Here is a 26146-nt window from a genome sequence, read left to right on the forward strand (position 1 = left end):
TGCCGCTCGCTGTCCCGTTCGTGACCGTCCGGTTTCGTCGGTCGGGGCCGCCGTACCACTCGTAGGGTGACGGTATCGGAGTCAGGCGAGCGCGGAAGGTGACGGGGTGGACGACGCGGAACGCGAGAAGGCGCTGTTGAGTGTCCTGAACACCGAGCACTACGCGCTGCAGACGTCCCGGGCCGGCACGATCGACGAGGCCACCGGCCGCGCCACCATCTTCCTGTCCGTCCTCTCGGCGGCCCTGATCGGTCTCGGCTTCGCCGCCGGGAACGACCGGGTGGTCCGGCCCTACCTGGGTGCCGTGCTGCCGATCCTGGTGATCATCGGGTTGTTGACCTTCCTGCGGCTGGTCGAGACCACCGTGGAGAACTCGCTGGACCTGCGCAGGATCCAGCGCATCCGCGCCTACTACCACCATCGTCTCGCCAGCGAGCACGACTTCTTCGCGGACGCGGTGGTGTCCGAGGACAGCGCGGAGACGGCCTGGACGCTGGTGGGCACCCGGCCGGGGCGCTGGGAGTTCCTGCTCACCACGGCCGCGCTCGTGGGGGCGGTCAACGCGTCGTTGATCGGTTCGGGGGTCGCCCTGGTGCTCGGCGCGGTCGGGGGCTGGCACTGGCTCATGGTGGCCGCCGGGGTGGTGGTCGCGTTGGCCACGTTCGCGGCCCAGTTCCTGTACATCCTCCGGATGTCGGCGGGACGTCGGATGTGACGGACCGCGTCCCGCCACCGGTCGTGGCCGGGGCGGCGCCGCGAGGTAGCGTCACCTGATGATCATCACCCGGTTCACGCACTCCTGCGTCCGCGTCGAGCACGACGGCGCGGTGCTGGTGATCGACCCCGGCACCTGGAGCGAACCGCAGGCGCTGGTCGGCGCCGACGCCGTCCTGGTCACCCACGAGCACACCGACCACGTCGACGTGCTGCGGTTGGCCGGGCTCGGCGTGCCGGTGTACGTGCCCGAGGGCGCCCGGCTGCCCGACCTCGCCCCGCTGCCGGTCACCCGGGTACGCCCGGGCCAGCGCTTCACCGCCGCCGGCATCACGGTCAGCGCCCACGGTGGCCGGCACGCCGTGATCCACGAGGGCCAGCCCGACTGTGCCAACCTCGGCTACCTGATCGGCGACGGGCTCTACCACCCGGGCGACTCGGTGCACGTGCCGGACGAGCCGGTACGCACCCTGCTCGTGCCCGCCCACGGGTCGTGGCTCCGCCTCGACGAGGCGATCCGCTTCGCCCGTGCCGTGGGCGCCGAGGCCGCGTACCCGATCCACGACGCGCAGCTGAACGACCGTGGCCTGGCCAGTGTCGCCGGCTGGTTCGCCGAGACCATCCCCGGCTACCGCCACCTCGTGCCGGGCGACACCGCCTGAGCGACGCCGCGGTCGTAGGTGGCCGGGGCACACACCGACATCGACAAACGTGTCAGTCGGGCTCATGTCGGGTGTGGCCCGCGTCACGGTAGCTTCGGCGCGCGTCGACGTCCCGCCGGCGCTGCCGAGGAGAACGTCGATGACCACACCGCGCAGAGCCGCCACCGCCCTGACCGCCGTCCTGCTGCTGATCCTGACCGTCGCGGCTCCCGCCCGGGCCGCCAACCCGTCCACCAGGCCACCGGTCTCCGGGGCGCTGGGCACCTACAACGTCTCCGGGGTGTACGTCGCCGGGGTCTCCTCGGGCGGCTACCTGGCCACCCAACTGCACGTCGCCTACTCGTCCCGGATCCGGGGCGCGGCCGTCTTCGCCGCCGGCCCGTACTACTGCTCCCAGAACACCGTCGCCCAGGCCCTCTACGGCTGCGGCGACAACATCTACCCGACGAACGTGCCGGCGCTGGAGACGTACACCCGCACCTGGGCGTCGTACGGCTGGATCGACCCGGTCGGCAACCTCTCCGGTGATCCGGTGTACGTGTTCCACGGCGCCAACGACACCGCCGTCAAGAAGTCCGTCACCGACGACCTGGTCCGCTACTACCAGCGCTTCGGTGCGACCGTGCAGTACGACAGCGGCTCCGCCGCCGGTCACGCGTGGGTCACCCCGTACGGCACGGTGGGGTGCACGGCGACCGCGTCGCCCTACCTGAACGACTGCGGCACCGACCCGCAGAACGCGCTGCTGCGCAAACTGCTCGGTGGGGTCAACGCGCCGAACACTTCAGCGCTCGGCGGCACGCTGATCCGCTTCGACCAGAACACGTACGCGGTCAACGGGTGGGCCAACGGGCTGAGCATGGACGCCAACGGCTACGCGTACGTCCCGTCGGCGTGCGCGGCCGGCCAGTCGTGCCGGCTGCTGGTCGCCCTGCACGGCTGCGCCCAGGGGGCCGGGTCGGTGGGTACGGCCTTCGTCGACCGGGCCAACCTCAACCAGTACGCCGACACCAACAACCTGATCGTGCTCTACCCCCAGGCGGGCACCGCGCTGAGCAACCCGAACGGCTGTTGGGACTGGTGGGGCTACCTCGGCGCGACGAACTTCCCGATCAAGGGCGGCGCGCAGCTCGAAACCATCATGAACATGGTCCGCCGGCTGGACGGTTGACGGCGGTGGCCCCTCGGCCCAGGAGCGGTGGCCCTCAGCCCAGGAACAGTTGGACCAGGACGACCACCGCGAGCAGCGCCGGCCCCCGGGCACCCTGCCGCAGCAGGTCGACCGGGACCATCCCGAACGGCGTGTTGACCGTCGCGCCGCCGTAGTCGAGCGGCGGGCGGGTGCCGGCCCGGAAGGCGGCGGCCACCACCCCGAGCGCCAGCGTCGGCGCGAGCCAGGCCGGTCCGGCGTCGACACCGGGCAGGCTCGGCAGGGTCAGCAGCCACCACAGGCCCGCGCCGAGCGCCGGCACCACCACGTGTACGCCGCGCAGCAGGGCGTCGCTGCCGCCGAGCGTGCGGCGCAGCCCGGCCGACCTGCTGACCGCGCGCAGCCCACCGGTGAGCCGGCTGACTGCCAGGTAGGCGAACACCACCTGCGCGACCCCGGCCAGACCGGGCAGGGCGAGCGCGGCCGCGTACTGGACGCCGACGAGCCCCGCCCAGATCAGCACGGCGCTGGGGTGGCGGCGCAGCCGTCGCACATCCGCCTGGAGCAGCGCCCACCAGCCCGGACCGGCCCGGAACCGGCCGCTGCGCACCCGACCGACGCGCCGCCAACGACGGCTCTCCACCAGGCCGGCCAGCAGGCTCGGGTCGAGCAGGACGGTGGCCGTGGCGGCGGCGTTGGCGAACTGCGCGCCGGTGGTCAGGGTGGCCCGATCCACCCGGGGCAGCGCCCGTACCGCCAGGACCGTGGCGACGATGGCGAGCGGCACGGCGACGGCGACCAGCGCGATCGTCGGCGTCGCCGACGGTCGGGGCAGTCCCTCGCCGAGGCGACCGGTGAGCACCACGACGGCGGTGATGACGGCCGCCGCCACCATCGGCACCGCGCCGGCCAGCGTCGGCCACCGCCGTCCGGCCCGGCTGCCCTGTGCGACGACGCTGAGCGTGAGCGCGGCGGCGCCCCATCCCGCGCCGGCGGCGGCCGCCCAGCCCAGGGCCGCCGCATCGGTGACCCCGCCGAGGGCCGCCACGGCCACCCCGAGCGCGGCCGTGCCCACGGCGGCGCCGGTCAGCAGGACCGCGAGGCGCGGTGCCAACCAGGCCCGCCGGTCGATCGGCGCGCTGGTCACCCAGCTCTGCGTGGCCGGGGTGACCAGCAGCGGGCCGAAGGCGCGCAGGCCGCGCCAGACCAGCCCGGCGCCGGCGAGCAGCGCGGCGAGGGCCAGCCACCACCGCACGCCCGGCTCGGCCCGCCCGACGCTGGGGGAGTCCAGCAGGTCGCGGCTGGCGCTGATCGCGAACCAGCCGTACATGCCCACGAACAGCACCACGACGTACGCGCTGCCCAGCACGTCGCCCAGGGAATGGTCGTGGTGCCGGCGACGGGCGCGGCGCAGGTGGGTACGGACCTGGCGGGCGGTGGGCAGCCCGGCGGGCGCCTCCTCGGCGATCGTGGTCGGGACGGCCGTCACCGGCCGATCTCGATCCGCTCGTCGACGACCGCGTCGATCAGCTCCGGGTCGTGCGAGGCCATCAGCACGGTGGTGCCGGCGTCGCGTTCGCGCCGCAGCCGGTCGGCGAGCCACTGCCGTCCGGCCACGTCGAGGCGCTGCTCCGGCTCGTCGAGGATCAACACCCGGCGCGGCCGGACGAAGCAGGACGCCAGCGCGAGCCGGCGGCGCTGCCCGCTGGACAGGGTGACCGGAAGCTGATCACGAGCCGGCTCCAGGCCCAGCTCGGTGAGCACCTCCTCGACCGGCTCGGCACTGCCCCCGTGCGCGTACGCGACCAGTTCCAGGTGCTCGACCACGGACAGGTCGGGGAAGAAGTCGATGTCGTCCAGGGCGGCGGCCACCAGCGAACGCACCTGCGGGTCGGTCTCGTCGGCCCGGTACCCGTGCACCCGCACCTCGCCCGCGTCCGGCCGGTCGGCGCCCACCACGCAGCGCAGCAGGGTGGTCTTGCCGCTGCCGTTGGGGCCCAGCACCACCGCGATCCGGCCCGGCGGCAGCGTGAAGGTCACGTCGTCGAGCACCACCAGATTGCCGAAATTGCGGCTGAGTCCCCGCACCGAGAGAGCGTCCACGGTCACACACTCTCCCAGACCCGCGCCAGCGACCACGGTCCGCGATCGACATCACGCCCGCCGTCGGTCAGGGGGTGGCCGGCGGCGCGTCGACGTCGTGTTCCAGGCGTTCGTCGGCGGCGGTCAGCGCCCGGTCGTCGCCGACCTCCTCGGCCACCGTCGCCGCGTCCGCCCACAGCCGCCGCGCGTCGGCCTCATCGCCCAGCGCCGCGGCGGCGTCGCCCAGGTAGAGCAGGGTACGCCCCAACCCCGCCGTGGGCCGGACGTCCTCGCGCAGCCGTCGGCTCTCGGCCAGCAGCTCGTACGCCGTCCGCGCCTGCCCCGGCGCGCTGGTCAGCAGCGTCGCGCCGGCGTTGAGCAGTGCGGCGGCCCGACTCGTCGGGTCGTTGACCGACTCGTACTCGCGCAGGGCGGCCCGCCACGCCTGCGCCGCGTCCAGGTGCTCGCCGAGGCTGGCGTGCACCAGCACCAGGTTCGTCAACGCGGCGGCGTAACCGCGCGCGTCACCCACCGACCGGAACGTGTTCGCCGCCCGCACCAGATGGTGGTGCGCGGCGTCCAGCTCGCCCCGCGCCAACTGCGCCGCGCCGAGGCCCAGCTGGGTGAGGGCGTGCCCGGCCCGGTCCGCCGACGACCGGTGCCGGCGGGACAGCTCCAGGTGCTCCACCGCATCGTCGAGCTGCCCCAGGTCGAGCAGGGCCAGTCCGAGGTTCATCCGGGCCTGGGCGGTACCCCGCCGGCCGCGTTCGGCCACCGCGAGGGTGAGCGCCGCCGCCGCGCCCTGCGGATCGTGCCGACGTCGGCGCAGCACGCCCAGCTCGTTGTGCGCCCAGCCGGCGATCTCCGGCCGGTCGTCGGCCGTCGGCGTGGCCAGCACCGTGCGGCACACCTGCTCCCACTCGTCCAGCCGTTCGACGTGCGCGAGCCACCCGCACAGCGCCACGGCCAACCGGAACCACCACCGGCGTACCCGTCGGGGCAGCGTCTCGGCCGCCCCGGCGGGCACCCGTACGACCGCGAGCAGCAGCTCCTGGTGCAGGTCGAACCAGCCGTACGGGTCGTCGTCCAGCGGCAGCGACCACTCCCGGTCCGGCGGGGAGCCCAGCACGGCCAGGTTGGCGGCGTGCCGTTCTGCCCGCCGGGCCAGCTGCCGGGTGAGCCGTGCCTGCGCGGCGACCCGGGAACGGGCCGGATCGGCGTCGCGCAGGTGCAGGCGGGCGTTCGCGGCGAGCAGCGGACGGACCTCGTACCGGTCGCCGGGGGCGCCGACGACGAACGCGGCGGCGGCCAACTGGTCCAGCAGCCCGGTGATCCGCTCCGGGTGCCGGCGGGCCAGCGCGGCGATGGTCGGGCGGTCCACCGGGGCGGGCGCCAGGGACATCAGCCGGTACAGCCGGCGGGCCTCGCGGGTCAACGCCCGGTACGCGGTGTCCCGTTCGGTGACGAGCTGGGCCGCCGGCGAGACGGCGACCCGCTGGTGCGGCGGGGTGCGCACCGCCCGGCGCAGCGCGTCCAGCACGTCGGCGTGCCGCCAGCCGTGCTGGGCGGTGCGGTAGCCGAGCGCGCGGACGGTGCGCGGCTGCCGGCCGCACAGGTCGACGATCTCGCGCACCGCGGGGTCGGTACGCGGGTCGGCGCGGCGGACCCGGGCGGCCGGGGCGGCGCCGCCGGCGGCGGCGAACAGCTCGACCGCCTCCTCCGGGCCGGGCTCGGCGATCCAGTGCTCCACCACGCCGTTCAACCCGCTGAGCGCGGGACCACCGGCCAGCAGCAGCCGGCAGGTGCGCGCGGTCGGCGGGAGCAGCGCGCGGACCTGCTCCGGCCGGTCGACGTTGTCCAGCACCAGCAGGATCTTGCGCCCGTCGACCTTGCGGCGGATCGCGGCGGCCGCGGCCGCGAGGGCGTCCGGCCGACCGGACGCCGGCGGCGCGGTGCCCAGCACCCCCGCCAGCGCGGTGAGCACCTGTCGGGGCGACCGGGGTCGACCGCCCCGGCGCAGGTCGAAGTGGTACTGCCCGTCCGGGAAGTCCGCCCGGCACAGGTTCGCCGCCTGGATGGCGCAGGCGGACGTGCCCACCGCCCGCCGGCCCAGCACCGCCACGGCATGCTCGCGGGCGAGCAGGGCCAGCACCGCCTGGACATGCTCGTCGCGGCCGGTGAACCCCGCCGTGTACGGCAGGGTCGGCACGTCCTCGACCGGCGCGCTGACCACCTCGGTGGGCTCCGGGCCGGTTCCTTGCCGGGCCCGGCGCTGATGCGCGTACACCGCGAAACCGATGGCGCCGACGAACCCGACCACGATGCTCGCCGGACCGAGCAGTTCGGCGGCCGGGCCGAGCGCGCTGCTCACCAGCTCGGAGAGCAGGTTGATGCCCACGTTTCCGAGCACCCCGCCGAGCAGCGACACCACGGCGGCGAGCAGCGGCCACCGCGGCCCGCGGCCGGACGTGCCGGTGGGGCGGGTCACCGTACGCCCCCGGACACCAGGCCGGCGACGAGTTGCCGCCGGGCGAGCACCATGAGCGCCACCGGCAGCACCGAGGCGAGCACCGACCCGGCGGCGAGCACCCCGCTGTTGGACACGAAGCCACGGCTCTGCCCGGCCAGGAACAACCCGAGCGGAGTGGCCTCCGGGCCGCTGAACAGCAGGCCCACCGCCAGGTCGTTCCAGACCTGGACGAACTCCAGCACGGATACGGCGACCACGGCGGGCAGGTTGTGCCGGGCCAGCCGACGCAGGGTGCCCCACCAGCGTCGACCGCCCAGCCGGGCCCCCCGCACCTGCTCGGCCGGCAGGTCGGCGAAGGCGTTGCGCAGCACCAGCACCGCGAACGGCACCCCGAGCGCCACGTGCACCAGGGCCAACCCCCGCGCGGTGCCGGACGAGAGCACCAGGCCGAGCACCTCGTTGACCGGCCCGGCGATCACCTGCACCGGTACGACGGTGGCGGCCATCAGCAGCAGACCGGTCGCCTGCGCGGCCGGCCCGGTCAGCCACGCCAGCGGGTACGCGGCCAGCAGCGCCACGACGAGGACCGTGGCGGTGACGACGCTGGCCAGCAGCAGGGTGAAGCCCAGCGCCCGCCACAGCTCGCCGCCGCCGAGCAGGGCGGCGTAGGAGCCCGTGCCGGGCGGGGTCGACCACCAGCCCTGCGCGGCGGCGTCGACCTGCCCGTGCGCGGAGGTCGCCAGCAGCACCACGAGCGGAAAGAGCCAGGCCACCGCGGCGGCGGCGGCGAGCACCCGGAACAGCCGGCGCGGCGGCGTCACCGGAGTCGGGTCGGGCACCGGCTCGACGCGCGGCGGGGGCCACGCCTGACGGACGAAGAACGCCGCCACCAGCATGCCGGCGGCCACCGCCGCCAGCCAGATGACGCCGAGCGCGGCGCCCTGCCCGGTGGTGGTGCCGCCCGAGGTCTGCCAGACCCGCAGGGCGAGCACCGCCGCGTCGTCGCGGACCGACCCGGGCGTCATCACCAGGATCAGGTCGAAGGTACGGCTCGTGCCGAGCGCCACCAGGGCGAAGACCACCGCGACGGTACGCAGCAACAGCGGTCGCCACTGCGCGTCCCACAGGACGTGTCGCCGGCCGCCGCCGTAGGCGCGTACCGCGTCGGCCAGGCTCGGCGGTACGCGGTCCAGCGCGGCCCGGAAGACCAGCACCGCCAGCCCCACCCACGCCCAGACGAACGCCGACATCAACGCCACCGTCACCAGGCCCGGCCCGAGCAGTTGCGGGGCGTCCTCGGTGGAGCGACCGGTCACCCGCGCCGCGAGCAGGGTCACCAGGCCCCGGGTCGGGTCGGGGTCGTACATCAGCCGGAAGGTCACCCCGGTGACGACCAGCGGCAACGCCACCGGCACCAGCAGGATCAGGCGGACCAGGCCACCCTCCTGGGAGCGGCGCGACACGACGGCGAACAGGTAGCCCAGCGCCGTCACCACGGCCGGCACCAGCAGCGCCCACAACACCGTACGGCCGACCACCGCGCCGGTGTGCGGCGCGTCGAGGGCGGCCCGGAAGTGCTGCGCGCCGGCCCATTGGCCGTCGGTGGTGACGCTGGCGTGCAGCGTACGCAGCACCGGCCACAGCACCAGCGCGCCGAGCAGCAGCGCGGCCGGCAGCAGCAGCGCGGACGTCGCACCGGCCGCCGGGTAGGCCCGGCCCCGGCGGGGCGGGCCCACGTCGTCGAGCACCGCCAGCTCGCCGAGCACCCGGGTGTCGCTCACCGGTCACCGCCCGCCTCGCGGGCCGCCGTGGCGAACTGCCCGGTGGCGTCGTCGATCGCCCGGCGGGCCGGCACGCCGCCGGTGACGTCGGCGAAGAAGTCCTGCATGATGCGCCAGATGCCGACCCCGTCGGAGCCGGTGAACGCCCCGGGCAACTGGTCGGAGAGGTCGAAGTGCAGAGTGTCCGGCCCGCGCATCTCGCGGGCCAGTTGCCGGCGCACCGGGTCGGTGTACTCGCTCAGCGCGATGGTGGTGTTCGGTGACAGGTAGCCGCCGGCCCGCAGCCAGGGGCCGAACGAGTCGGCCAGGGTCAACCACTCGATGAGTTCCAGCCCGCCCCGGTCGTGGTCGAACGCCACCGCGACGTCGCCGCCGACGATCAACGCGCCGCTGCCCGCCCCGGTGCTCGGGAAACGGAAGGTGACCGGCTCCTCGGTGCCGCTGCGGAACCGGCCCACCACCTCGGCGGTGAAATCGGCCTCGAAGACCATCACCGCCCGGCGTGAGCGCACCACCTGGATCACCGACTCCTCGTACTGGGTGAGCAGGGCACGTCGGCCGCCGCCGGGGAACGCGCCGTCGATGCTCCACAGCTCGGCGAGCCGGTCGAGGGTGTCGCGCACCGCCCGGCCCTGCCAGTCGCCCTCGCCCGCGGCGAGCGCGTCGTAGGCGGTGGGCGCGAGGTCGGCCAGCACGTTCTCGAACCAGTCGGTGAGCACCCAGCCGTCCGCCGCGCCGATGGCCAGCGGCGCGGGGCCGCCGTGGCGGGCGAGCGCGCCGAGGCGGCGGGTCAGCGAGACCAGTTCGTCCCAGCTCTTCGGCGGCTCGGGCAGCATCGAGGGCAGATGCCAGACCAGCGACTTGTGCGCCGCCTTGACCCAGAGGCCGTAGCGCTGCCCCTTGGCCATCAGCAGGTCGCCGAGGCCGATCGGCACGGCGTACTCGGTCGACGGGCGCACCGGGCGCAGCCAGCCCCGCGCGGCGTACTCGGTGACCAGGCCGGGACGCGACAGGATCGCCACGTCCGGCGAGGTGCCGGCGAGGTGCCGGGCGCGCAGGAACGCGTCGATGTCGTTGCCGGCGCTGACCACCCGTACCGGTGCGGGGTACGCGGCCACGACGTCGCGGAAGCGGTCCAGCTCGCTGCCGCTCCAGACCACGGCCACCTGCACCGGACGGGCGCGGGGGGCGCACCCGGCCACGGTAGCCGCCGCGCCGGCCGCTGTGACGCGCAGCAGCGTACGGCGGGTGAGACCGCCGTACGCCGTCACCGTGGCACCTCGTCGGACTCGGTGACCAGGTCGTGCCGCGTCGGGATCTCGGCCAGGGTGGACGGGTCGGCGGTGCAGACGAGCGTGGCGATCCCGGGCGCGTTTCGTGGGGCGAGTCGGGGCAGCAGATCGCCGAGACGGCTGCCGCCGGCCGGCTCGACGGGCAGGTCGACGACGAGCACCTCGGGCAGGCAGACGGCCGCCCGGGCCAGCGCCACCCGGAACCGCTGCGCGTCGGAGAGCACATGCGGTAGCAGGTCGAGCGTCGGCGCCAACTCCAGCCGCTCCACCACCCTTGTCGTCCAGTCCTCGGCCATCTCGTGTACCCGTTCGCGTTTGCGCTGGCCGTACTCGATGTTGCGGCGCACGGTGAGCTGCGGCAGCAGCGCGCCGCCCGCCGGTACGTAACCGATCTGCCGGCGCGGTGGCGGCAGGGCCGTGACGTCCCGCTCACCCACCATGATCCGGCCGGTGACCGGGGCGGCCAGGCCGGCCAGCACCCGGGCCACGGCCGTGCCGACGCGGGGCGGCGCGACCAGGGCGGCCGTCTCGCCGGCCGGGACGTCGAGGGTGACCGGCCCGGTGCCGGGGACGGCGACCAGCGCGCGTAGTCGTAACGTTGCCCTCACCTCCGGTGACCACGGATGCCCGTCCCAGGGTGGCACACGTGGCCGACAGTCGACGTCCCGCCGATCTTCCACTGTGGAAGCGGTGCCGCCTGGACCGTGTCTTCAAAGGTTCACAACCACTGGAGTGGCACGGCAATAGTGACGGTGGCCTGGAACGAGGCCGCGATCAGCGCGGTCGGGCCGCGGCGCTGAGCGGCGGCGGTAATGCTGATGAGGGTGATGCCTGTGAGTCATCTAGACGAGTAAGTCCTAACGACCCCGGGGTGTGGGTATAGACGAAGGGTGTTGAAGATCCGTTTGTGACGACAGACCTCAACACCCTTCTGACCGCACTGTACGTGAAGATCGACGACTGGCTCGGGCGTCCTCGCCGGACGGGTAGGCCACCGAAGCTCTCCGACGCGGAGTTGCTGACCCTGGCCGTCGCGCAGGCGCTGCTCGGGGTGCGTTCCGAGGCCCGTTGGCTTCGGTTCGTCCCCGGGCATCTGCCCGGGGCGTTCCCGTACCTGCCTGGACAGTCCGGTTACAACAAGCGGTTGAGGGCGGCGTTGCCGCTGCTCAAGCGTGCCATTCGGGCGGTCGCCGAGGACACCGACCTGTGGTCCGACACGACCTGGGTCATCGACTCCACACCGGTGGAATGCGGCCGGTCCAGGCCGACGGTGAAACGCTCCGATCTGGCGGGGTGGGCCGGGTACGGCTACTGCGCCTCGCACTCGAGGTTCTTCTGGGGCCTGCGGCTGCATCTCATCTGCACCCCGTCAGGTCTGCCCATCGCGTGGGCGCTCGGCACCCCGAAGGTCGACGAGCGGGAGGTGCTGACCGCGGTCCTCGATCATGATCCGGACCTCGTCACCGACCGTCCGGGCCTGCTGATCGTGGCGGACAAGGGGTACGTCTCCGCCGAGTTGGACCGGTGGCTGGCAGAGCGTGGGGTGCGATTGCTCAGACCGTCGTACCGCAACCGCACCCCACGCCCGGACGAACACCTACTCAAGCCCATTCGTCAGCTCATCGAGTCGGTCAACGACACGTTGAAGGGCCAACTCGACCTTGAGTTACACGGCGGCCGGAGTATCGAAGGGGTAGCCGCCCGAGTCGCCCAGCGGCTCCTCGCGATGACCGCCGCGATCTGGCACAACCGGACCACCGGGCAGCCCGTGACCAGATCCCTGATCGCCTACGACCACTGACCCAAACTTCGGACTTACTCGTCTAGATGACTCACAGGCATCACACTCATCAGGGTGTTGTCGCCGCCGGTCGCATGGCGTGGCGGTCGCGAAGACGCACGGTGTGCCTGAAGCGGGTGCAGTCGTTGACGTTGCGGCCGGCCGCCGGGTGGGTGGTGCTGCACCGGGGCGCGGACACCGGCGCCTGCCTGCTGGCGTACACCTGGATGTGGGACAACGCGGTGCAGGTGCACATCGCGGTGGCCGGTCAACCGGCGCTGGACTGTCCGGACGACGACCCGACCCACTTCGTCGAGCTGGGCCGGCGCGAGGTCGGCTGCGTCTGGGAGCTGGCGGTGCTGGAGCACGAGCGGGCCGCCTGGGTGCGGCACCTGCTAACGCCTGACGACCCCGATCTGGCCGGTTATCTGCGGGACGCACGAGCGGAAGGACCGGTGGGCCCATGGGTTTCTCCGGGGCCACGATCAGGATCTTCGACCCGGTGGGCGAGCAGTGGTCGATCTACTGGATGAACAGCGGTCGCGGCGAGTTGGAGCAGCCGCCGATGGTCGGTCGCTTCGTCGACGGGGTGGGCCGCTTCTACGCCGACGACCAGCACGAGGGGCGTCCGGTCCGGTGCCGGTTCATCTGGTCGGGGATCACCGCGACGACGGCCCGCTGGGAGCAGGCGTACTCAGTCGACGGCGAACGCACCTGGGAGACGAACTGGATCATGACGTTCACGCGAGCGTCCACCGACTAGCCTGCGGGCCATGCGGAGATGGCGGCGGATGGATCCGTGGGGTGCGACGCAGGCGTTCGCCGGACTCATGGCGCTGGCCGGGTCGGCGATGGCTGTCGCCGTGGTGATCAGTGCCGGACGCGCGCTGGCGCAGGGTCGCATGGCCGCGCCGGCCGCCCTCGGCCTGGCCGTCGCGCTGCTGTTCCTCGGCTTGTGGCTGACCTTCGTCCTGCGGATGTACCTGGCTGGGATCTACGTCAACGACGAGGGCCTACGGCTGCGGCACGTGTTCCGCACGCACACGTTCCAGTGGTCGGAGGTCACCGGGTTCGAGGCGCGTCCCGCGCTGTTCCTCGACGAGCCCACCGTGCGCGACGCCTGTTGGGTGCGCACGACAAGCGGGGCGTTCGAGTCGGCGGTGCAGCGGCGTTCCCGGGAGATGGGCTGGCGCAAGAACAACGGGCCGGTCCTCTCCTCGGACGACTTCGACGGGATGCTGGCCCTGCTCGACGCCGAGTGGGCCGCCCACCGCTACGGCCCGCAGGTGGTCCAGTACTAGTTAACGGCCGTTCGGTCGCGGTGTTAGGGTCCGACCACCGCCCCGGATGGAGGAAGCGATGCCTTCCGACCACGTCGACGTGCTCATCGTCGGTGCCGGCCTGTCCGGCATCGGTGCGGCCTGCCACCTGCGCCGTGACTGCCCCGACAAGACGTACGCGGTGCTGGAGGCGCGGGACGCCGTCGGCGGCACCTGGGACCTGTTCCGCTACCCGGGCGTCCGGTCCGACTCGGACATGTTCACCCTCGGCTACTCGTTCCGGCCGTGGACCGACGCGCGGTCCATCGCCGACGGCGCGAGCATCCTCGAGTACGTGCGCGAGACCGCCCGGGAGTACGACGTGCAGCGGCACATCCGCTTCTCGCACCGGGTGACGCGCGCCGAGTGGGACAGCGCCACCGCCCGTTGGACGGTGCACGCCGAGCGCTCCGACACCGCCGAGACGGTGGTGCTGACCTGTTCGTTCCTGTTCGCCTGCACCGGCTACTACCGGTACGACGAGGGCTACACGCCCGTCCTGCCGGGCGTCGACGCGTACGCCGGGCGGTTGGTGCACCCGCAGCACTGGCCGGACGACCTCGACCACGCCGGCAGGCGGGTGGTGGTGATCGGCAGCGGGGCGACCGCCGTGACGCTGGTGCCGGCCCTGGCGGAGCGGGCCGCGCACGTGACGATGCTGCAACGCTCACCGACGTACGTCATCGCCCTGGCCTCGCGCGACCGGCTGGCCGACGCGCTACGGCGGCGGCTGCCGGCGGGCGTCGCGTATCCGGTGGTGCGGTGGAAGAACGTGCTCATGTCCACGGCCACCTTCCAGCTCAGCCGGCGCGCGCCGGGGCTGGTGCGACGGCTGCTGCGCCGGGCCGCGACGCGCCTGCTGCCGGTCGGGTACGACGTCGACCGGCACTTCTCGCCGCGCTACGACCCGTGGGACCAGCGGCTGTGCGTGGTGCCCGACGGGGACCTGTTCACCGCGGTGTCGCAGGGGCGGGCGTCGGTGGTGACCGACACCATCGACAGGTTCACCGCCGACGGCATCCGGTTGGCCTCCGGCGACGAGGTACGCGCCGACATCGTGGTCACCGCGACCGGGCTCAACCTGCTCGCCCTCGGCGGCCTGACGCTGCGCGTCGACGGGGTCGACGTCGACCTGTCGGACACCGTCGCCTACAAGGGCATGATGCTCTCCGGGGTGCCGAACTTCGCGCTGACGATCGGTTACACCAACGCGTCGTGGACGCTCAAGGCCGACCTGGTCGCCGGCTACGTCTGCCGGCTGCTGCGCCACCTGGACCGTACCGGCCAGCAGGTCGTGACCCCGCTGCCGCCGCCCGGTGCCGAGCGGGCCCCGCTGATCGACCTGCGGTCCTCGTACGTGCTGCGGGGCGTCGACGCCCTGCCCCGGCAGGGTGCGCGGACGCCGTGGCGGCTGCACCAGAACTACGTCCGTGACGTGCTGCTGATGCGGCACGGCCGGCTCGCCGACGAGGGTGTGCGGTTCTCCCGCCGCGCCCGCGAGGGAAGGAGCACCGATCGTGCGGAGGTTTGAGTTCGCCGGCGGGACGGCCGTGGTGACCGGCGCGGCCAGCGGCATCGGTGCGGCGCTGGCGCACGGCCTGGCCGACCGGGGCGCTGACCTGGTGCTGCTGGACCGGGACGCCGAGCGGCTGGACACGGTCGTCGCCGCGATCGGGGCCGCGCACCCGGACCGACGGGTGCACACGTACCGGGTGGACCTCGCCGACGCGGCGGCCACCGCCCGGGTGGCGGCCGAGATCGGCAAGCGTCATCCGCGGGTACGGCTGCTGGTGAACAACGCCGGCGTCGGCCTCGGCGGCCGGTTCGACCAGGTGACGTTCGACGAGTTCAGCTGGGTCATCGAGATCAACTTCCGGGCGGTGGCGCAGCTGACGCACGCGCTGCTGCCGGCGCTCAAGGCCGAGCCGGGCGCGCACCTGGTCAACGTCTCCAGCCTGTTCGGGCTGATCGCGCCGGCCGGGCAGGTCGCGTACGCGGCGAGCAAGTTCGCCGTCCGGGGTCTCACCGAGGCGCTGCGGCACGAGCTGGTCGACGACGGCATCGGCGTGACGTCGGTGCACCCGGGCGGGATCCGGACCCGGATCACCGAGAACGCCCGCGTCGGCAGCGGCGTGTCGATCGAGGAGTACACCGCCGGCCGGGCGCAGTTCGAGAAGCTGCTCACCATCGCCCCGGAGCGGGCGGCCGAGGTGATCCTGCGGGCTGTCGAGCGGCGTCGGGGCCGGGTCCTCATCGGCTGGTCGGCGAAGGTGCCCGACCTGCTGGCCCGGATCATGCCGGCGTCGTACCACCGGGTGCTGGTGGTCGGCCTGAACCGGGGCGTGGCGCGGCCCGCGCCGGCCCCGCCGCCGGTCGCCGACCCCACCTGATCACGGCGGGCTGCCGCCGCGCTTCTCCTCCTGGGCCAGCACCGCCTCGCGGTGCGCGGGCTCGTCGCGGCGGGCCAGCTCGGCGGCGAGTCGCGGGTCGGCCACCAGCCGCTCCCGGTTGCGGTGCAGGAAGCTCTCGAAACCTCCGGTGTACGGGCAGGCCAGCTCGCCGAGCGCCCGCTCCGGCGCGTACCGGCAGCCGGCGCAGTAGTCGCTGATCTCGTCGATGTCGGTGCCGTCCACCGCGTACGGGCGGGTGTCCACCCGGGCCAGGTCCGCGTACTGGCTCATGCCGAGCACGGTCGCGTTCATCACCCAGTCGGTGCCGTCGACGAAGCAGCGCTGGAACCAGTCCGCCACCTCGGCGGGACGCCAGCCGCGCTGCAACGCGTAGTTGCCCAGCACGAGCAGCCGGGGGCTGTGGTGCGTCCACGCCCGGTCGCGGACGGCGGCCAGCACGTCGGCCAGGCAGCGCGCCTCCACCGCGTCGGCGTCCAGGTCGGCGAACCACTGCGGTATCGGCTCGGTCGCGGCCAGCCAGTTCGCGCCCCGGAACTGCGGCTCGTGGTACCAGTACAACTGCCAGAGGAACTCCCGCCAGCCGAGCAGCCCGCGGATGAACGGCTCCACCGCCGTGCGCGGCGCGAGGCCGGACCGCCACGCCTGCTCGGCGGCGCGCACGGCTGGTTCGGGGTGCAGCAGCCCCAGGTTGAACGACGACGAGAGCGTCGAGTGCGCGAACAGCGGGTCGTCGGCGCTCATCACGTCGGCGTAGCGGCCGAACCCGGGCAGCCGGTACGCGAGGAAGTGCGCCAGCCGGGCCTGCGCCTCGTCGTGTGTGGCCGGGTACCGCCGAGGGCCGTCCCGACCGACGAAGCGCACCCCGTCGGCCGCCCACCCGTCGAGGTCGCGGCGGACCTGCGCGTCGATGTCGTCCTCGACGATGGGCGGAGGCGGCGGTGGGCTGGCGGGTACGGCGGTGGCCTCACCACGCGGGCGGCGCGGCGTCGGGGCGGTGGCGGGGAGCCGGGCCGGCCCGGTCAGCACGTCATGCCGGCGGCGGGCCTGCCGGTAGTAGTCGGCCATCCGGAGCGGGCCGCGGCGGGTGCGGTCCGCCCAGGCCACGAAGTCGGACTGGCTGGTGATGAAGCCACGCGGCGGCAGCACGGTGAGGCCGGGCACCGAGCGGACGAACCCGAGGGCGGCCCGGGAGTGCGGATGGCACACCTCCACCGGCTCGGCGACCTGGGCCAGGGCCTCGCGGAACGTGTCGGTGCGCAGCAGCAGCGCCCGGTCGCCCAGCTCGGCGGCGCGGTGGCGCAGGGCGGAGAGGATCAGGTGCGCCTTCTGCCGGTGCATCGGGCGACGGCGGAACAGTTCCCGGATCTCCACCAGGAGGACCGGTTGATCGGGGTCGTCGAGGAAATGTGGCCCGAGTTGGTCGGCCAGCAACCACCGGCGGCGTAACATCCCGCAATTCTGCCCATTTCCCGGCCGTCCCGCGCGCCGGCAGGCCGGATGATCGATGTCTGATCCAGATCGATGTCAGGTCGCGGGGTCCGTGGCGGCCCCGGCGTCCCGTCTCCGCAGCACCACCGTCACCGCCACGAGGGCGACCAGCAGCAGCGCGAGCACCGTCACCGGCGCCGGACCGAGCGGCACGAGCAGCGCCACCCCGGCGACGACGGGGTAGGCGACCACCACCGCGCCGTGCTGCTGGCGGCGGACGTGCAGCACCCAGACGGTCAGCAGGAAGACGGCGATCGGCACGGCCACCGCGTACGCGGCCGTCGTCGCCGAGACGTGCGCGAGGTGCCGCTGGTGGTCCGCCACCACGGGCAGGCCGGCCCCGACCGCGGCGATCGCCGCGAAGATGAAGTAGTGGCCGTAGCCCCAGATGAGGGAGTACGGCAACCGGTCCGGCGCCTCGACCGGGCGGTCGAAGTAGAGCCACCAGAGCGCGTACACGATGACCGCGCCGGCCGCCGCGAGCGCCCAGAGACCGTGCTCGCCCGCGTCCAGCCCGGTCTGGATCGCCACCGAGATCGCCAGCACCGCCTCGCCGAGCACGATCAGCGTGAACAGCCCGTACCGCTCGCCGATGTGCCCGGGATGCCACGGGGTCATGCCGGGCCGCTCGGCCACCGCCGGCACCAGCAGGTCGGCGAGCGCCAGCAGCACGAACGCCGCCATGCCCCAGCCGTCCGGCAGCACCAGCCGCAGCAGCCAGCCGAGCTGCACTATCGTCACGCCGACGGCGTACCGGCGGGCCGCGGCCCGGTGCGCCGGGTCACCGGCCGCGGCTCGGCTCCACTGCACGACGGCGGCCAGCCGCATGACCACGTACCCGTACGTGATGACGGTGAAGTCGCCCTCGGCGAAGGCGCGCGGCACCCCGGCCGCCAGGATCAACGCCCCGGTGATCTGCACCAGCGTGGTGATCCGGTAGACGTCGTCGTCGGTGTCGTACGCCGAGGCGAACCAGGTGAAGTTCATCCACGACCACCAGATCGCGAAGAACACCATCAGGTAGCTGCGCAGCGCGTGGCCGAGGTGCCCCTCGCCGACGTCGTGGTGCAGCGCGGACGCGGCCTGCGCCACGGCCACCACGAAACACAGGTCGAAGAAGAGCTCCAGCGGGGTGGCCGCGCGGTGCGGCTCGTCGCGGCGGCGGGGCCGCATGGGCCGGTAGAACGGCCGCACCGAACGACTGTGGGTCACCGCAGCTCCTCAGGCCGACCGTCGGGGTCGGGCCCACGATAACGGTCGCCGACGGCGCGGTACGGCCAGGTCAACCGTGCCGGCGGCGACCGTGGGTCAGCCCCTCCAGCACCAGCGTCAGGCCGGCGCCGACCAGCCAGACGTCCTTGGCCAGCCCGGCGCCCTGCTGGGTCGGCCGGATGCTGCCCGGCCGGCGCATTCCCGGCGTCTTCAGGTAGAGCTGCACCAGCCCCGCGCCGAACGCGGTCACGCCGAGCCCCACCAGCGGCGCCGGCACGAACGGCGCGAGCAGCGCCGCCCCCAGGGCGATCTCCGAGTACGACAGCAGCTTGGCGAACCGCGGTGGGTCCAGCTGGCCGAGCTGCGGCAGCGCCGCCACCGCCATCCCGTGCATGGCCTGGGCGGCCTCGCCCTCCAGGTTGCGCTTGCCGAGGCCCGAGTCGAGGAAGTACGCGCCGATGCTGGCCCGCAACGGCAGGTGCGCGAGTTTCATGATCACTCCCGGTGGCCGTGGTCCGAATCGTGGCCCGCGTACCCCGCGTGACCCGCGATAACCCGCCACCCGGCCGACTGGGCCGGCCGTGGTGATCGCGGTAGGTTCGCCCGGGGGCCCACCGCCGAGCCCGCTTCACCGCCCGGTCCCGGGTCCCGCCACCGACCACCACCAGGAGGCGCAGTGAGCCAGGAAGTCCGGGGAGTCATCTCCCGCAGCAAGGGCGCACCGGTCGAGGTCACCACCATCGTGGTGCCCGACCCCGGTCCCGGTGAGGCGATCGTCCGGATCCAGTCCTGCGGCGTCTGCCACACCGACCTGCACTACCGCGAGGGCGGCATCAACGACGACTACCCGTTCCTGCTCGGCCACGAGGCGGCGGGGATCGTCGAGCAGGTGGGGGAGGGCGTCACCGACGTGGCCCCGGGCGACTTCGTGGTGCTCAACTGGCGGGCGGTCTGCGGCGACTGCCGGGCCTGCCGTCGCGGACGGCCCTGGTACTGCTTCAACACCCACAACGCGAAGCAGCGGATGACCCTCACCGACGGCACGGAACTCACCCCGGCGCTCGGCATCGGCGCGTTCGCCGAGAAGACGCTGGTGCACGCCGGGCAGTGCACGAAGGTGGACCCGGCGGCGCGGCCGGCCGCGGTGGGCCTGCTCGGCTGCGGTGTGATGGCCGGCCTGGGCGCGGCGATGAACACCGGCAACGTGACCCGCGGCGACTCGGTCGCGGTGATCGGCTGCGGTGGCGTCGGCGACGCGGCGGTGGCCGGCGCGGCCCTCGCCGGCGCGACGACGATCGTCGCCGTGGACACCGACAGCCGCAAGCTGGACTGGGCCAGGAAGTTCGGCGCGACGCACACCGTGAACGCCTCCGACACCGACCCGGTCGAGGCCATCCGCGCGGCCACCGGCGGTTTCGGCGCGGACGTGGTGATCGACGCGGTGGGCCGGCCGGAGACCTGGCAGCAGGCGTTCTACGCCCGCGACCTGGCCGGTACGGTCGTGCTGGTCGGTGTGCCGACCCCGCAGATGCGGATCGAACTGCCCCTGCTGGACGTCTTCGGTCGCGGCGGCGCGCTCAAGTCCAGTTGGTACGGCGACTGCCTGCCCAGCCGGGACTTCCCGATGCTCACCGAGCTGTACCTGCAGGGCCGTCTCGACCTGGACGCCTTCGTCACCGAGGAGATCGCCCTCGACCAGGTCGAGAACGCGTTCGCGCGGATGCACGACGGCGACGTGCTGCGTTCGGTGGTGGTGTTCTGATGACCGTCCGGGTCGACCACGCCGTCACCGCCGGCACGTTCTCGCTCGACGGGCAGACCTTCGACGTGGACAACAACGTGTGGGTGGTCGGCGACGACGACGAGTGCGTCATCCTCGACGCCCCGCACGACGTGGCCGCGATCCTCGCGCTGGTGGGCGGCCGCCGCGTGCGGGCCATCCTCGCCACCCACGCCCACGACGACCACGTACGGGTGGCGCCCGAGCTGGCCGAGGCGACCGGCGCGCCGATCCTGCTGCACGGCGACGACCGGGTGCTCTGGGACCTGGTCCACCCCCAGCTGCCGCCGCACGGCGAGCTGCGCGACGGGCAGGACGTCGAGGTGGCCGGCACCGCCCTGCGGGTGCTGCACACCCCCGGGCACAGTCCCGGCGCGTGCAGCTTCCACGCCCCGGACCTGGGTGTGGTGTTCACCGGCGACACCCTGTTCCAGGGCGGGCCGGGCGCGACCGGGCGGTCGTACAGCGACTTCGACACCATCGTCGCGTCGATCCGTACCCGGCTGTTGACCCTGCCACCGGACACGGTCGTGCACACCGGGCACGGCGACGACACCACCATCGGCGCGGAGGCGCCCCACCTGTCGGAGTGGCTGGCCCGGGGACACTGACCCCGTCCGGGCTCAGCGTTCGTCGACCGGGCCCAGCACCGGTTTGACGTCCAGCACCGGGGTGCCGTCGAGGGCTTCCAGGTCGGCGACCTCGACGCGCAGCCCGTCGACCGTCAGCACCCGTACCCGGTGCAGTCCGATCGGGTTGGGCCGGTTCGGGGAGCGGGTGCTGAACACCCCCGTCAGTGGGCGGCTCTCGTCCCGACGGGGATGCACCGTCAGGACGTCCCGGCGGGCCCGGTCCAACCAGGTCAGCACCAGCAGTTCCGCGCCGACGTGCAGGTCACGCAGCGCGGGCTCGAGCTGTGGCTCGAACACCAGCCAGGCCGGTGGCGCGCCCTCATCGCCCTGTCGCGGGGCGCTGGCCGCGTCGGTCAGCGGCGAGGCGACCCGGCCGACCGGGCGCAGCAGGAATGTGTCGGCCATGCTCGCTCCTCTCGGGACAGTGTCGGCGCCAGCCTAGAGCGCGGGTCGACGTTCTCGGCCCGGATCGAGGACGCCGACCCGCGTCGGCGGGCGCTACGATCCGGCGCATGGTCGCCGAGCACCCCGTACCCGTCGTCCGTCAGCTCCGCCTCGTCGTGGAGGCAGCCGACCACGAGGCCGCCGTGGCGTTCTTCCGGGACGCCCTCGGCCTGCCCGTGGAGGCCGAATTCGTCAGCGACGGGGACGCGCGGGTGGTCATCCTGGACGCCGGCCGGGCCACCCTGGAGATCGCCAACCCAGCGCAGAAGCGGCTCATCGACGAGGTCGAGGTGGGTCGTCAGGTCGCTCCGCGCATCCGGGTGGCCTTCGAGGTGGACGACGCCGCCGCGACCACGACCCGGCTGGTCGCCGCCGGTGCGAGCGAGGTCGCACCGCCGACGCTGACGCCGTGGCAGTCGCTCAACGCGCGCCTCGACGCTCCCGCCGACCTGCACATCACCGTCTTCGAGGAACTGGAGACGAAGCCGGACACGCCGTGACGACGACCTCCACGAGCGGTGGGTCGCCGGCCGGCACTCTCACGCCGGCACAGGCCGCTGCCGTCGGGTACGTGCGGTCGTCGGCGGTGACCGCGCGTCCCGCCGCGCTCGCCGCGATCGCCGGGCACCTCGCCGCCGCAGGTGTCGACGACTCCGCGCACCGGCTGCTCGCCGCCGTCCGGCGCGCGCGGATCACCGTCAACTTCCACCCGGATCGACTGTGCGCCGACGGGCGCCCCGTCGCATCCGCCCTGTACGAGGACGGGGTGTACCGCAGCCAGTTCGTGACCGGGATCTCGGCGGGCGGGCTCACCGCGTACCCCGGCGGCGACCGCGACCGTTGGGAACGGCGGATGTTCGGCGGCGCGTACCAGCAGACCGGGGTGCTGCCGGCGGACCGCCCGGTCTACGGCGGCTTGAACCTGCTCGACCACGCCGACGGCGCGTGCCCGCGCTTCGGTTCCTGCCACCTGCGGCTGCGCCGGGCGGTGCTGGCGCGGTCGACCTTCTGCGTCGGCGACAGTTATCTCGGCCCCGACGTGCTGGGGACGATCGACGCCTTCGAGGTGGTCCTCGCCGGGCTCCTGGCCGATGTTGCCCGCACCGGCGTGTGCCTGGGCCGCGCCGAGACGGACGTCGCCTCCCTGACGCGGACGCTCCTGGACGCGTCGCCGCCGCCCGGGACGGTCGGTCGTGCGCTCGACGACTACGTGGAGACCCAGGTCCACGGCACCCTCGACCTGGCGTCCGACGTCCAGGAGTTGGTGGTGGACCCGTCCTTCGCCGGCACGGCGACCGGCGCGACGCTGGAATCCGTCGCGCGGCGGTACGGTTTCCCGCTGCGCTGGCACCCCGGCTTCGTGCTGCCCGTCGACGAGGTCGACGCCGAGTTCCGGGGTCCCGCGATTCCGGTGCTCGCGGCACGTCTGTACCGGGAGTTCGGCCAACCGGACGTTCCGGTGGATGCGGCGTTGATCGGTCGGGGCGCCGTGTCGGTGGTGGCCGAGCCACAGCGGTGGGCGGATCGGGGGCCGATCGCGGACACCCTCCAGCACCTCAAGCAGCTCTGGCACGTCCTCGTGCGGTTCGGCACGCCGCATCCGGGCTGACCCGCCCGCGTCGATCGTCCGGTTTCGCCCACCCGTGGCGCGGCCCCACGCCGGCTGTCCGAATTCCCGGGAGTGACCGGAACCCCAGCTCGGCGCGACCCCGGCATATCCGGAATGACCGACTCGTCAACCCGGTTGTGTCCCCCGTACCGCCGGAGCCCAAACCCCTTTTCCGCGGTCACTCCCGAGGGGCGTTCACCCCGGAACGCTCCGCACGATCGAAAGGAACCATCGTGAAGTCCGACTTCACTCGATGGCTCCCCGCCATCGCGAAGGACTCGTACCGCAAGACCGCGCTGAGCGTGGTGGGTGTGGCCGCCCTCGGCGGTCTGGCGCTCGCGCCGACCGCGACCGCCGCCCCGGTCACCTCCGGGCCGCACCAGGGCGCCGTCGCCGCCATCGACCTCGCCACCGGCAAGGCCGCCACCGCCGCCCAGCACCAGGAGCAGCCCGTCGAATCCGGGCTGACCACCGGCTCCGCCACCGGCAAGCCGCCGGCCGGCAAGCCGAGCCGCGACGAGCTGATCCCGCACGGCATCGAGGGCGCGCAGTCGCGCATCCCGCTCGACAAGGCGCAGCTCGACAACGCGCGGGCGATCGTCGACGCGGCCAAGAAGACCGGCGTCGGCGACCGTGGCGCGGTGATCGGTGTCGCCACCTCGTTGCAGGAGTCGAAGCTCTACAACCTCGGCCACCTCGGCGCGTACAACGACCACGACTCGCAGGGCCTGTTCCAGCAGCGTCCGTCGTCCGGTTGGGGTTCGCCCGAGCAGATCACCGACCCGGAGTACGCCGCCACGGCGTTCTTCGACGCGCTCAAGAACGTCGGCGGCTGGCAGGACCTGCCGCTGACCACCGCCGCGCAGACCGTGCAGGTCTCCGCCTTCCCGTACGCGTACGCGCAGTGGGAGGAGCAGGCGGCGGACATCGTCCAGCAGCTCTGGTAAACCACCTCGACGCCGGCCGGCTCCCACCACGGGAGCCGGCCGTCGTCGTCTTCTCAGCAGGGGGCGTAGAGGCGGCGGGTGCCGACCCCGGCGGCGTACGCCTCCCGGTCGCTGAACCGGCAGCCGTAGTCGGGCCGAGCCACCACAGCAGGATCGGTCACGGTGTCGCCGGCCGGGCGCTTGTCGGTGCGTACCCAGGACACCAGGTCGTCCCAGGCGGCGCCGGCCTCGGCCGGGCTGAACTCGCAGTGCTGCGTGGTCCGGATGGCCCGCTGCACCACCAGCCGGCTGCGACCGTGCCGTGCCACGTCGCCGGCGTACGCCTGCTCCATGCCGAACGGTACGAACAGGTCACCGAGGCCGTGCAGGCTGACCACCGGCGCGCTGGGACGGCCGGCGATGCGCGGCACCTCGGTCAGCGTCGGCAGGAGCCGCTGCACGACGTTCTCCGGCGCGACCCGCTGCACGGTGGAGTTCAGGTCCACGGGACTGTTCGGGCGGTAGCGGGTGAGCAGGTTGGTGGAGAGCTGCCCGGGCCGCTGGGCGGGGGAGTCCCCGCCGTCGGTGACGGTGATCGAGAAGAGGAAGTCCTTCCACACCGCGAACGCCGCCTCCGCGCCGGGACGCGGCCCGCCCGAGCGGTTCACCGTCACCGCCCGCAACTGTTTGCCGCGCTCGTTCGTCGTGTCGGGGCCGGTGGGCGTGAGCCCGGCCAGGCCCAGCGCCGCCTGGATGCGCGGCACCGCGTTGCTCAGGTAGTCGGCCGGCGTGGGGTAGGCACGCACCCCGCCGAGCGCCTGGGCGACCAGGTTGTAGTCCAGGTAGAAGTCGAGCAGCGTCTGGTCACCGAGCACCCCGCACATGGGCAGCGCGCCGTCGTAGTAGCCGGGATACTGCTCCAGCGAGCGGCCGATGACGTACCCGCCCATCGACACCCCGGCGAGGTACGTGCGGTGCGGCCGGCGCACCGTCCGGGCGAAGTGGTCCGCGAGGTCCTTCGTGCCCAGCACCCCGGAGCGGATGTCGAACCCGTTCCGGTCGTACGACGACGACGCCCAGGCGTACCCCTGGGTCAGCATCCGCTGGCGCAGATCGAAGGCCGGCGGTTCCGGCGAGAGCACCGTGCCCTGACCCCGGTAGCCGTGCGCCCACACCACCAGGTCGCCGTTCCACCGGGCGGGAACCTCGATGATGTACGCGGCGTGTCGGTGCACGCCCTGTCGTACCGTCGTCGGTCTGCCCGCCACCGTCAGCGGTGTGAGGGGCGGGTTCTGGAAGGTGTAACCGGGCAGCGGCTGGTCGCCGCCGGTGACGGGCGCGGTGCCCGCCGCTGCGGCGAGGCTGGGTGCGGGGCCGATCAGCCCGACGGCCAGGGTCAGTGTCGCGGTGGCGGCGACCAGGCGGCGCAGGGTGCGAACGGGTACGGACAGCATCGATGCTCCCCATCGGACGGATGTCGCCTGCGGGGCGACCAGGCGGGACGGTTGCCTACCGGCCGGTAGCGCCCTGAACCTAGGACCGCCGTCGACCGGAGTCAATGGCTACGCTGACCGACCGGTCAGGCCGCGGCTGTGGGGCCGGTCAGGCCGGGGCTGTCGGGCTGGTGCGAGTCGGCTCTCGACGCGGGTGCCGGTGTTCGGTCGGTGCGGCCCGTTGCGGTTGACTGTCGTCGTGGACGACTCGATCTGGGCGGCGGCCCGGGCTGCGCGGAGCTGGCTGGACGCCGCGAACGGCACCGGGGAGACCGAACTGACCTGCCGCATCCTCAAGCTGACCGAGGAGGCGGGCGAGGCGTCGGCCGCCTGGATCGGTCTGCTCGGGCAGAATCCGCGCAAGGGTGTCACCCACACGCGCGAGGACGTGGCGGCCGAGCTGGCCGACGTGGTGTTCACCGCGCTGGTGGCGATCGAGAGCCTGGGACTCGACGCGCGGACCGTCCTGGAGTCCTGCGCGAACAAGGTCCGGTCCCGCCTGAACGCGTGAGGGTCGGCCGCCGGCCAGCCGTGATGTCGTGATCGACACGAGTTCGCCGATGTGGGTGCATCGACCGGTCCCGGACACCCCGACTTCGGCGAAGTCGAGTCGATCACCCGGCCGGAGCGGGTGGTATGTCCGGTGATGGGCTTTCTGCGGTGACCGGACGCACGCGTGGGCCGGAATCGTGGCGGGCCGGGGGTCGTTACACATCCCGACGATCGCAGGACCACGGGCCAGTCGCCCGCCTGCGGGAATGGCCCCGGCCGTCGGGTCGTTACACCCGGACCGGCCGCCGCGAGCAACCCGCCGCAGGCCGCCGAGCCCCCCCGGGAATGACCCCGGCCGTCGGGTCGTTGAACCCGGTCCGCGGCGCCCGAGCCCCCGGCTCGCCGGCCG

General features: G+C 73.5%; 26 protein-coding genes. 15 read left to right on the forward strand and 11 right to left on the reverse strand.

Annotation, left to right across the window (positions count from 1 at the left end; all coding sequences use genetic code 11):
- Positions 1–106 precede the first annotated feature (106 nt).
- The 3 genes from ACN263_RS12190 to ACN263_RS12200 all read left to right on the forward strand — a co-directional run bounded on the left by ACN263_RS12190 (position 107) and on the right by ACN263_RS12200 (position 2547).
- On the forward strand, positions 107–715 hold the full coding sequence (locus tag ACN263_RS12190) for a hypothetical protein (RefSeq protein WP_422739909.1): 609 nt from the start codon (positions 107–109) through the stop codon (positions 713–715).
- 58 nt (positions 716–773) lie between these two features.
- Positions 774–1376: an MBL fold metallo-hydrolase gene (locus tag ACN263_RS12195; RefSeq protein WP_422739910.1), complete on the forward strand. Its 603-nt coding sequence runs from the start codon at positions 774–776 to the stop codon at positions 1374–1376.
- 139 nt (positions 1377–1515) lie between these two features.
- Positions 1516–2547: a poly(3-hydroxybutyrate) depolymerase gene (locus ACN263_RS12200; RefSeq protein ID WP_422739911.1), complete on the forward strand. Its 1032-nt coding sequence runs from the start codon at positions 1516–1518 to the stop codon at positions 2545–2547.
- Between the two features lie 34 nt (positions 2548–2581).
- Here the strand turns inward: ACN263_RS12200 and ACN263_RS12205 are convergent, their stop codons facing one another.
- The 6 genes from ACN263_RS12205 to ACN263_RS12230 form a co-directional block, all read right to left on the reverse strand.
- Positions 2582–4015 (reverse strand): DUF6297 family protein, encoded by a 1434-nt coding sequence (locus ACN263_RS12205; RefSeq protein ID WP_422739912.1) that lies wholly within the window; start codon positions 4013–4015, stop codon positions 2582–2584.
- The gene (locus tag ACN263_RS12210) at positions 4012–4635 is read right to left on the reverse strand and encodes an ABC transporter ATP-binding protein (protein ID WP_422739913.1); all 624 of its coding nucleotides are present in this window, start codon (positions 4633–4635) and stop codon (positions 4012–4014) included. Before ACN263_RS12210 ends, ACN263_RS12205 begins: the two co-directional genes overlap by 4 nt.
- Before the next feature lie 61 nt (positions 4636–4696).
- Entirely contained in the window at positions 4697–7096 is a 2400-nt protein-coding gene (locus ACN263_RS12215) for a tetratricopeptide repeat protein (RefSeq protein ID WP_422739914.1), read from the reverse strand.
- Positions 7093–8859, reverse strand: a complete 1767-nt coding sequence (locus ACN263_RS12220) for a hypothetical protein (protein WP_422739915.1) — start codon at positions 8857–8859, stop codon at positions 7093–7095. The genes ACN263_RS12215 and ACN263_RS12220 overlap by 4 nt, the downstream gene beginning before the upstream one ends.
- Positions 8856–10130, reverse strand: a complete 1275-nt coding sequence (locus tag ACN263_RS12225) for an extracellular solute-binding protein (RefSeq protein ID WP_422739916.1) — start codon at positions 10128–10130, stop codon at positions 8856–8858. Before ACN263_RS12225 ends, ACN263_RS12220 begins: the two co-directional genes overlap by 4 nt.
- The gene (locus ACN263_RS12230; protein WP_422739917.1) at positions 10127–10759 is read right to left on the reverse strand and encodes an ATP-binding cassette domain-containing protein; all 633 of its coding nucleotides are present in this window, start codon (positions 10757–10759) and stop codon (positions 10127–10129) included. Before ACN263_RS12230 ends, ACN263_RS12225 begins: the two co-directional genes overlap by 4 nt.
- 299 nt (positions 10760–11058) lie before the next feature.
- On the opposite strand from ACN263_RS12230, the gene ACN263_RS12235 reads away from it, so the two are divergent.
- From ACN263_RS12235 to ACN263_RS12260, 6 genes are all read left to right on the forward strand, one after another.
- Entirely contained in the window at positions 11059–11952 is an 894-nt protein-coding gene (locus tag ACN263_RS12235; RefSeq protein ID WP_422736145.1) for an IS982 family transposase, read from the forward strand.
- A gap of 101 nt (positions 11953–12053) precedes the next feature.
- Positions 12054–12464, forward strand: coding sequence for a hypothetical protein (locus ACN263_RS12240; protein WP_422739918.1), 411 nt, complete (start codon positions 12054–12056; stop codon positions 12462–12464).
- The gene (locus tag ACN263_RS12245; protein ID WP_422739919.1) at positions 12434–12694 is read left to right on the forward strand and encodes a hypothetical protein; all 261 of its coding nucleotides are present in this window, start codon (positions 12434–12436) and stop codon (positions 12692–12694) included. Before ACN263_RS12240 ends, ACN263_RS12245 begins: the two co-directional genes overlap by 31 nt.
- A gap of 10 nt (positions 12695–12704) precedes the next feature.
- Positions 12705–13232, forward strand: coding sequence for a PH domain-containing protein (locus tag ACN263_RS12250; RefSeq protein ID WP_422739920.1), 528 nt, complete (start codon positions 12705–12707; stop codon positions 13230–13232).
- A gap of 58 nt (positions 13233–13290) precedes the next feature.
- On the forward strand, positions 13291–14781 hold the full coding sequence (locus tag ACN263_RS12255; protein ID WP_422739921.1) for a flavin-containing monooxygenase: 1491 nt from the start codon (positions 13291–13293) through the stop codon (positions 14779–14781).
- Positions 14768–15640 (forward strand): SDR family NAD(P)-dependent oxidoreductase, encoded by an 873-nt coding sequence (locus ACN263_RS12260; RefSeq protein ID WP_422739922.1) that lies wholly within the window; start codon positions 14768–14770, stop codon positions 15638–15640. The genes ACN263_RS12255 and ACN263_RS12260 overlap by 14 nt, the downstream gene beginning before the upstream one ends.
- Here ACN263_RS12260 and ACN263_RS12265 read toward each other — a convergent pair whose 3' ends face one another.
- The 3 genes from ACN263_RS12265 to ACN263_RS12275 all read right to left on the reverse strand — a co-directional run bounded on the left by ACN263_RS12265 (position 15641) and on the right by ACN263_RS12275 (position 18854).
- The gene (locus ACN263_RS12265) at positions 15641–17110 is read right to left on the reverse strand and encodes a cryptochrome/photolyase family protein (RefSeq protein WP_422739923.1); all 1470 of its coding nucleotides are present in this window, start codon (positions 17108–17110) and stop codon (positions 15641–15643) included. It abuts the gene before it with no gap.
- 75 nt (positions 17111–17185) lie between these two features.
- A complete protein-coding gene (locus tag ACN263_RS12270; protein WP_422739924.1) occupies positions 17186–18361 on the reverse strand; it encodes a low temperature requirement protein A in 1176 nt (391 codons plus the stop codon).
- A gap of 70 nt (positions 18362–18431) precedes the next feature.
- Complete coding sequence (locus tag ACN263_RS12275; protein ID WP_422739925.1) at positions 18432–18854, reverse strand: hypothetical protein; 423 nt, start codon at positions 18852–18854, stop codon at positions 18432–18434.
- A gap of 183 nt (positions 18855–19037) precedes the next feature.
- Between ACN263_RS12275 and ACN263_RS12280 the strand changes: the two genes are divergently transcribed.
- Positions 19038–20123 carry an S-(hydroxymethyl)mycothiol dehydrogenase gene (locus ACN263_RS12280; protein WP_422739926.1) on the forward strand — a complete coding sequence of 362 codons (1086 nt, stop codon included), beginning with the start codon at positions 19038–19040 and terminating at the stop codon, positions 20121–20123.
- On the forward strand, positions 20123–20752 hold the full coding sequence (locus ACN263_RS12285; protein ID WP_422739927.1) for an MBL fold metallo-hydrolase: 630 nt from the start codon (positions 20123–20125) through the stop codon (positions 20750–20752). The genes ACN263_RS12280 and ACN263_RS12285 overlap by 1 nt, the downstream gene beginning before the upstream one ends.
- 12 nt (positions 20753–20764) lie before the next feature.
- Here ACN263_RS12285 and tsaA read toward each other — a convergent pair whose 3' ends face one another.
- Positions 20765–21178 carry a tRNA (N6-threonylcarbamoyladenosine(37)-N6)-methyltransferase TrmO gene (gene tsaA, locus ACN263_RS12290; RefSeq protein ID WP_422739928.1) on the reverse strand — a complete coding sequence of 138 codons (414 nt, stop codon included), beginning with the start codon at positions 21176–21178 and terminating at the stop codon, positions 20765–20767.
- A 107-nt stretch (positions 21179–21285) separates the two neighbouring features.
- Here tsaA and ACN263_RS12295 point away from each other — a divergent pair, with 107 nt between their 5' ends.
- The 3 genes from ACN263_RS12295 (at position 21286) to ACN263_RS12305 (ending at position 23773) form a co-directional block, all read left to right on the forward strand.
- Entirely contained in the window at positions 21286–21717 is a 432-nt protein-coding gene (locus ACN263_RS12295) for a VOC family protein (RefSeq protein WP_422739929.1), read from the forward strand.
- Entirely contained in the window at positions 21714–22826 is a 1113-nt protein-coding gene (locus tag ACN263_RS12300) for a DUF3626 domain-containing protein (protein WP_422739930.1), read from the forward strand. Before ACN263_RS12295 ends, ACN263_RS12300 begins: the two co-directional genes overlap by 4 nt.
- A 233-nt stretch (positions 22827–23059) precedes the next feature.
- On the forward strand, positions 23060–23773 hold the full coding sequence (locus ACN263_RS12305; RefSeq protein WP_422739932.1) for a hypothetical protein: 714 nt from the start codon (positions 23060–23062) through the stop codon (positions 23771–23773).
- Positions 23774–23826: 53 nt separating this feature from the next.
- On the opposite strand, the gene ACN263_RS12310 is transcribed toward ACN263_RS12305, so the two are convergent.
- Complete coding sequence (locus ACN263_RS12310) at positions 23827–25206, reverse strand: hypothetical protein (RefSeq protein WP_422739933.1); 1380 nt, start codon at positions 25204–25206, stop codon at positions 23827–23829.
- A 238-nt stretch (positions 25207–25444) separates the two neighbouring features.
- Between ACN263_RS12310 and ACN263_RS12315 the strand changes: the two genes are divergently transcribed.
- Complete coding sequence (locus ACN263_RS12315) at positions 25445–25756, forward strand: MazG-like family protein (RefSeq protein ID WP_422739934.1); 312 nt, start codon at positions 25445–25447, stop codon at positions 25754–25756.
- Positions 25757–26146 lie beyond the last annotated feature (390 nt).

The organism is Micromonospora sp. WMMD729 (genome assembly GCF_049315225.1).
Lineage (GTDB): Bacteria > Actinomycetota > Actinomycetes > Mycobacteriales > Micromonosporaceae > Micromonospora.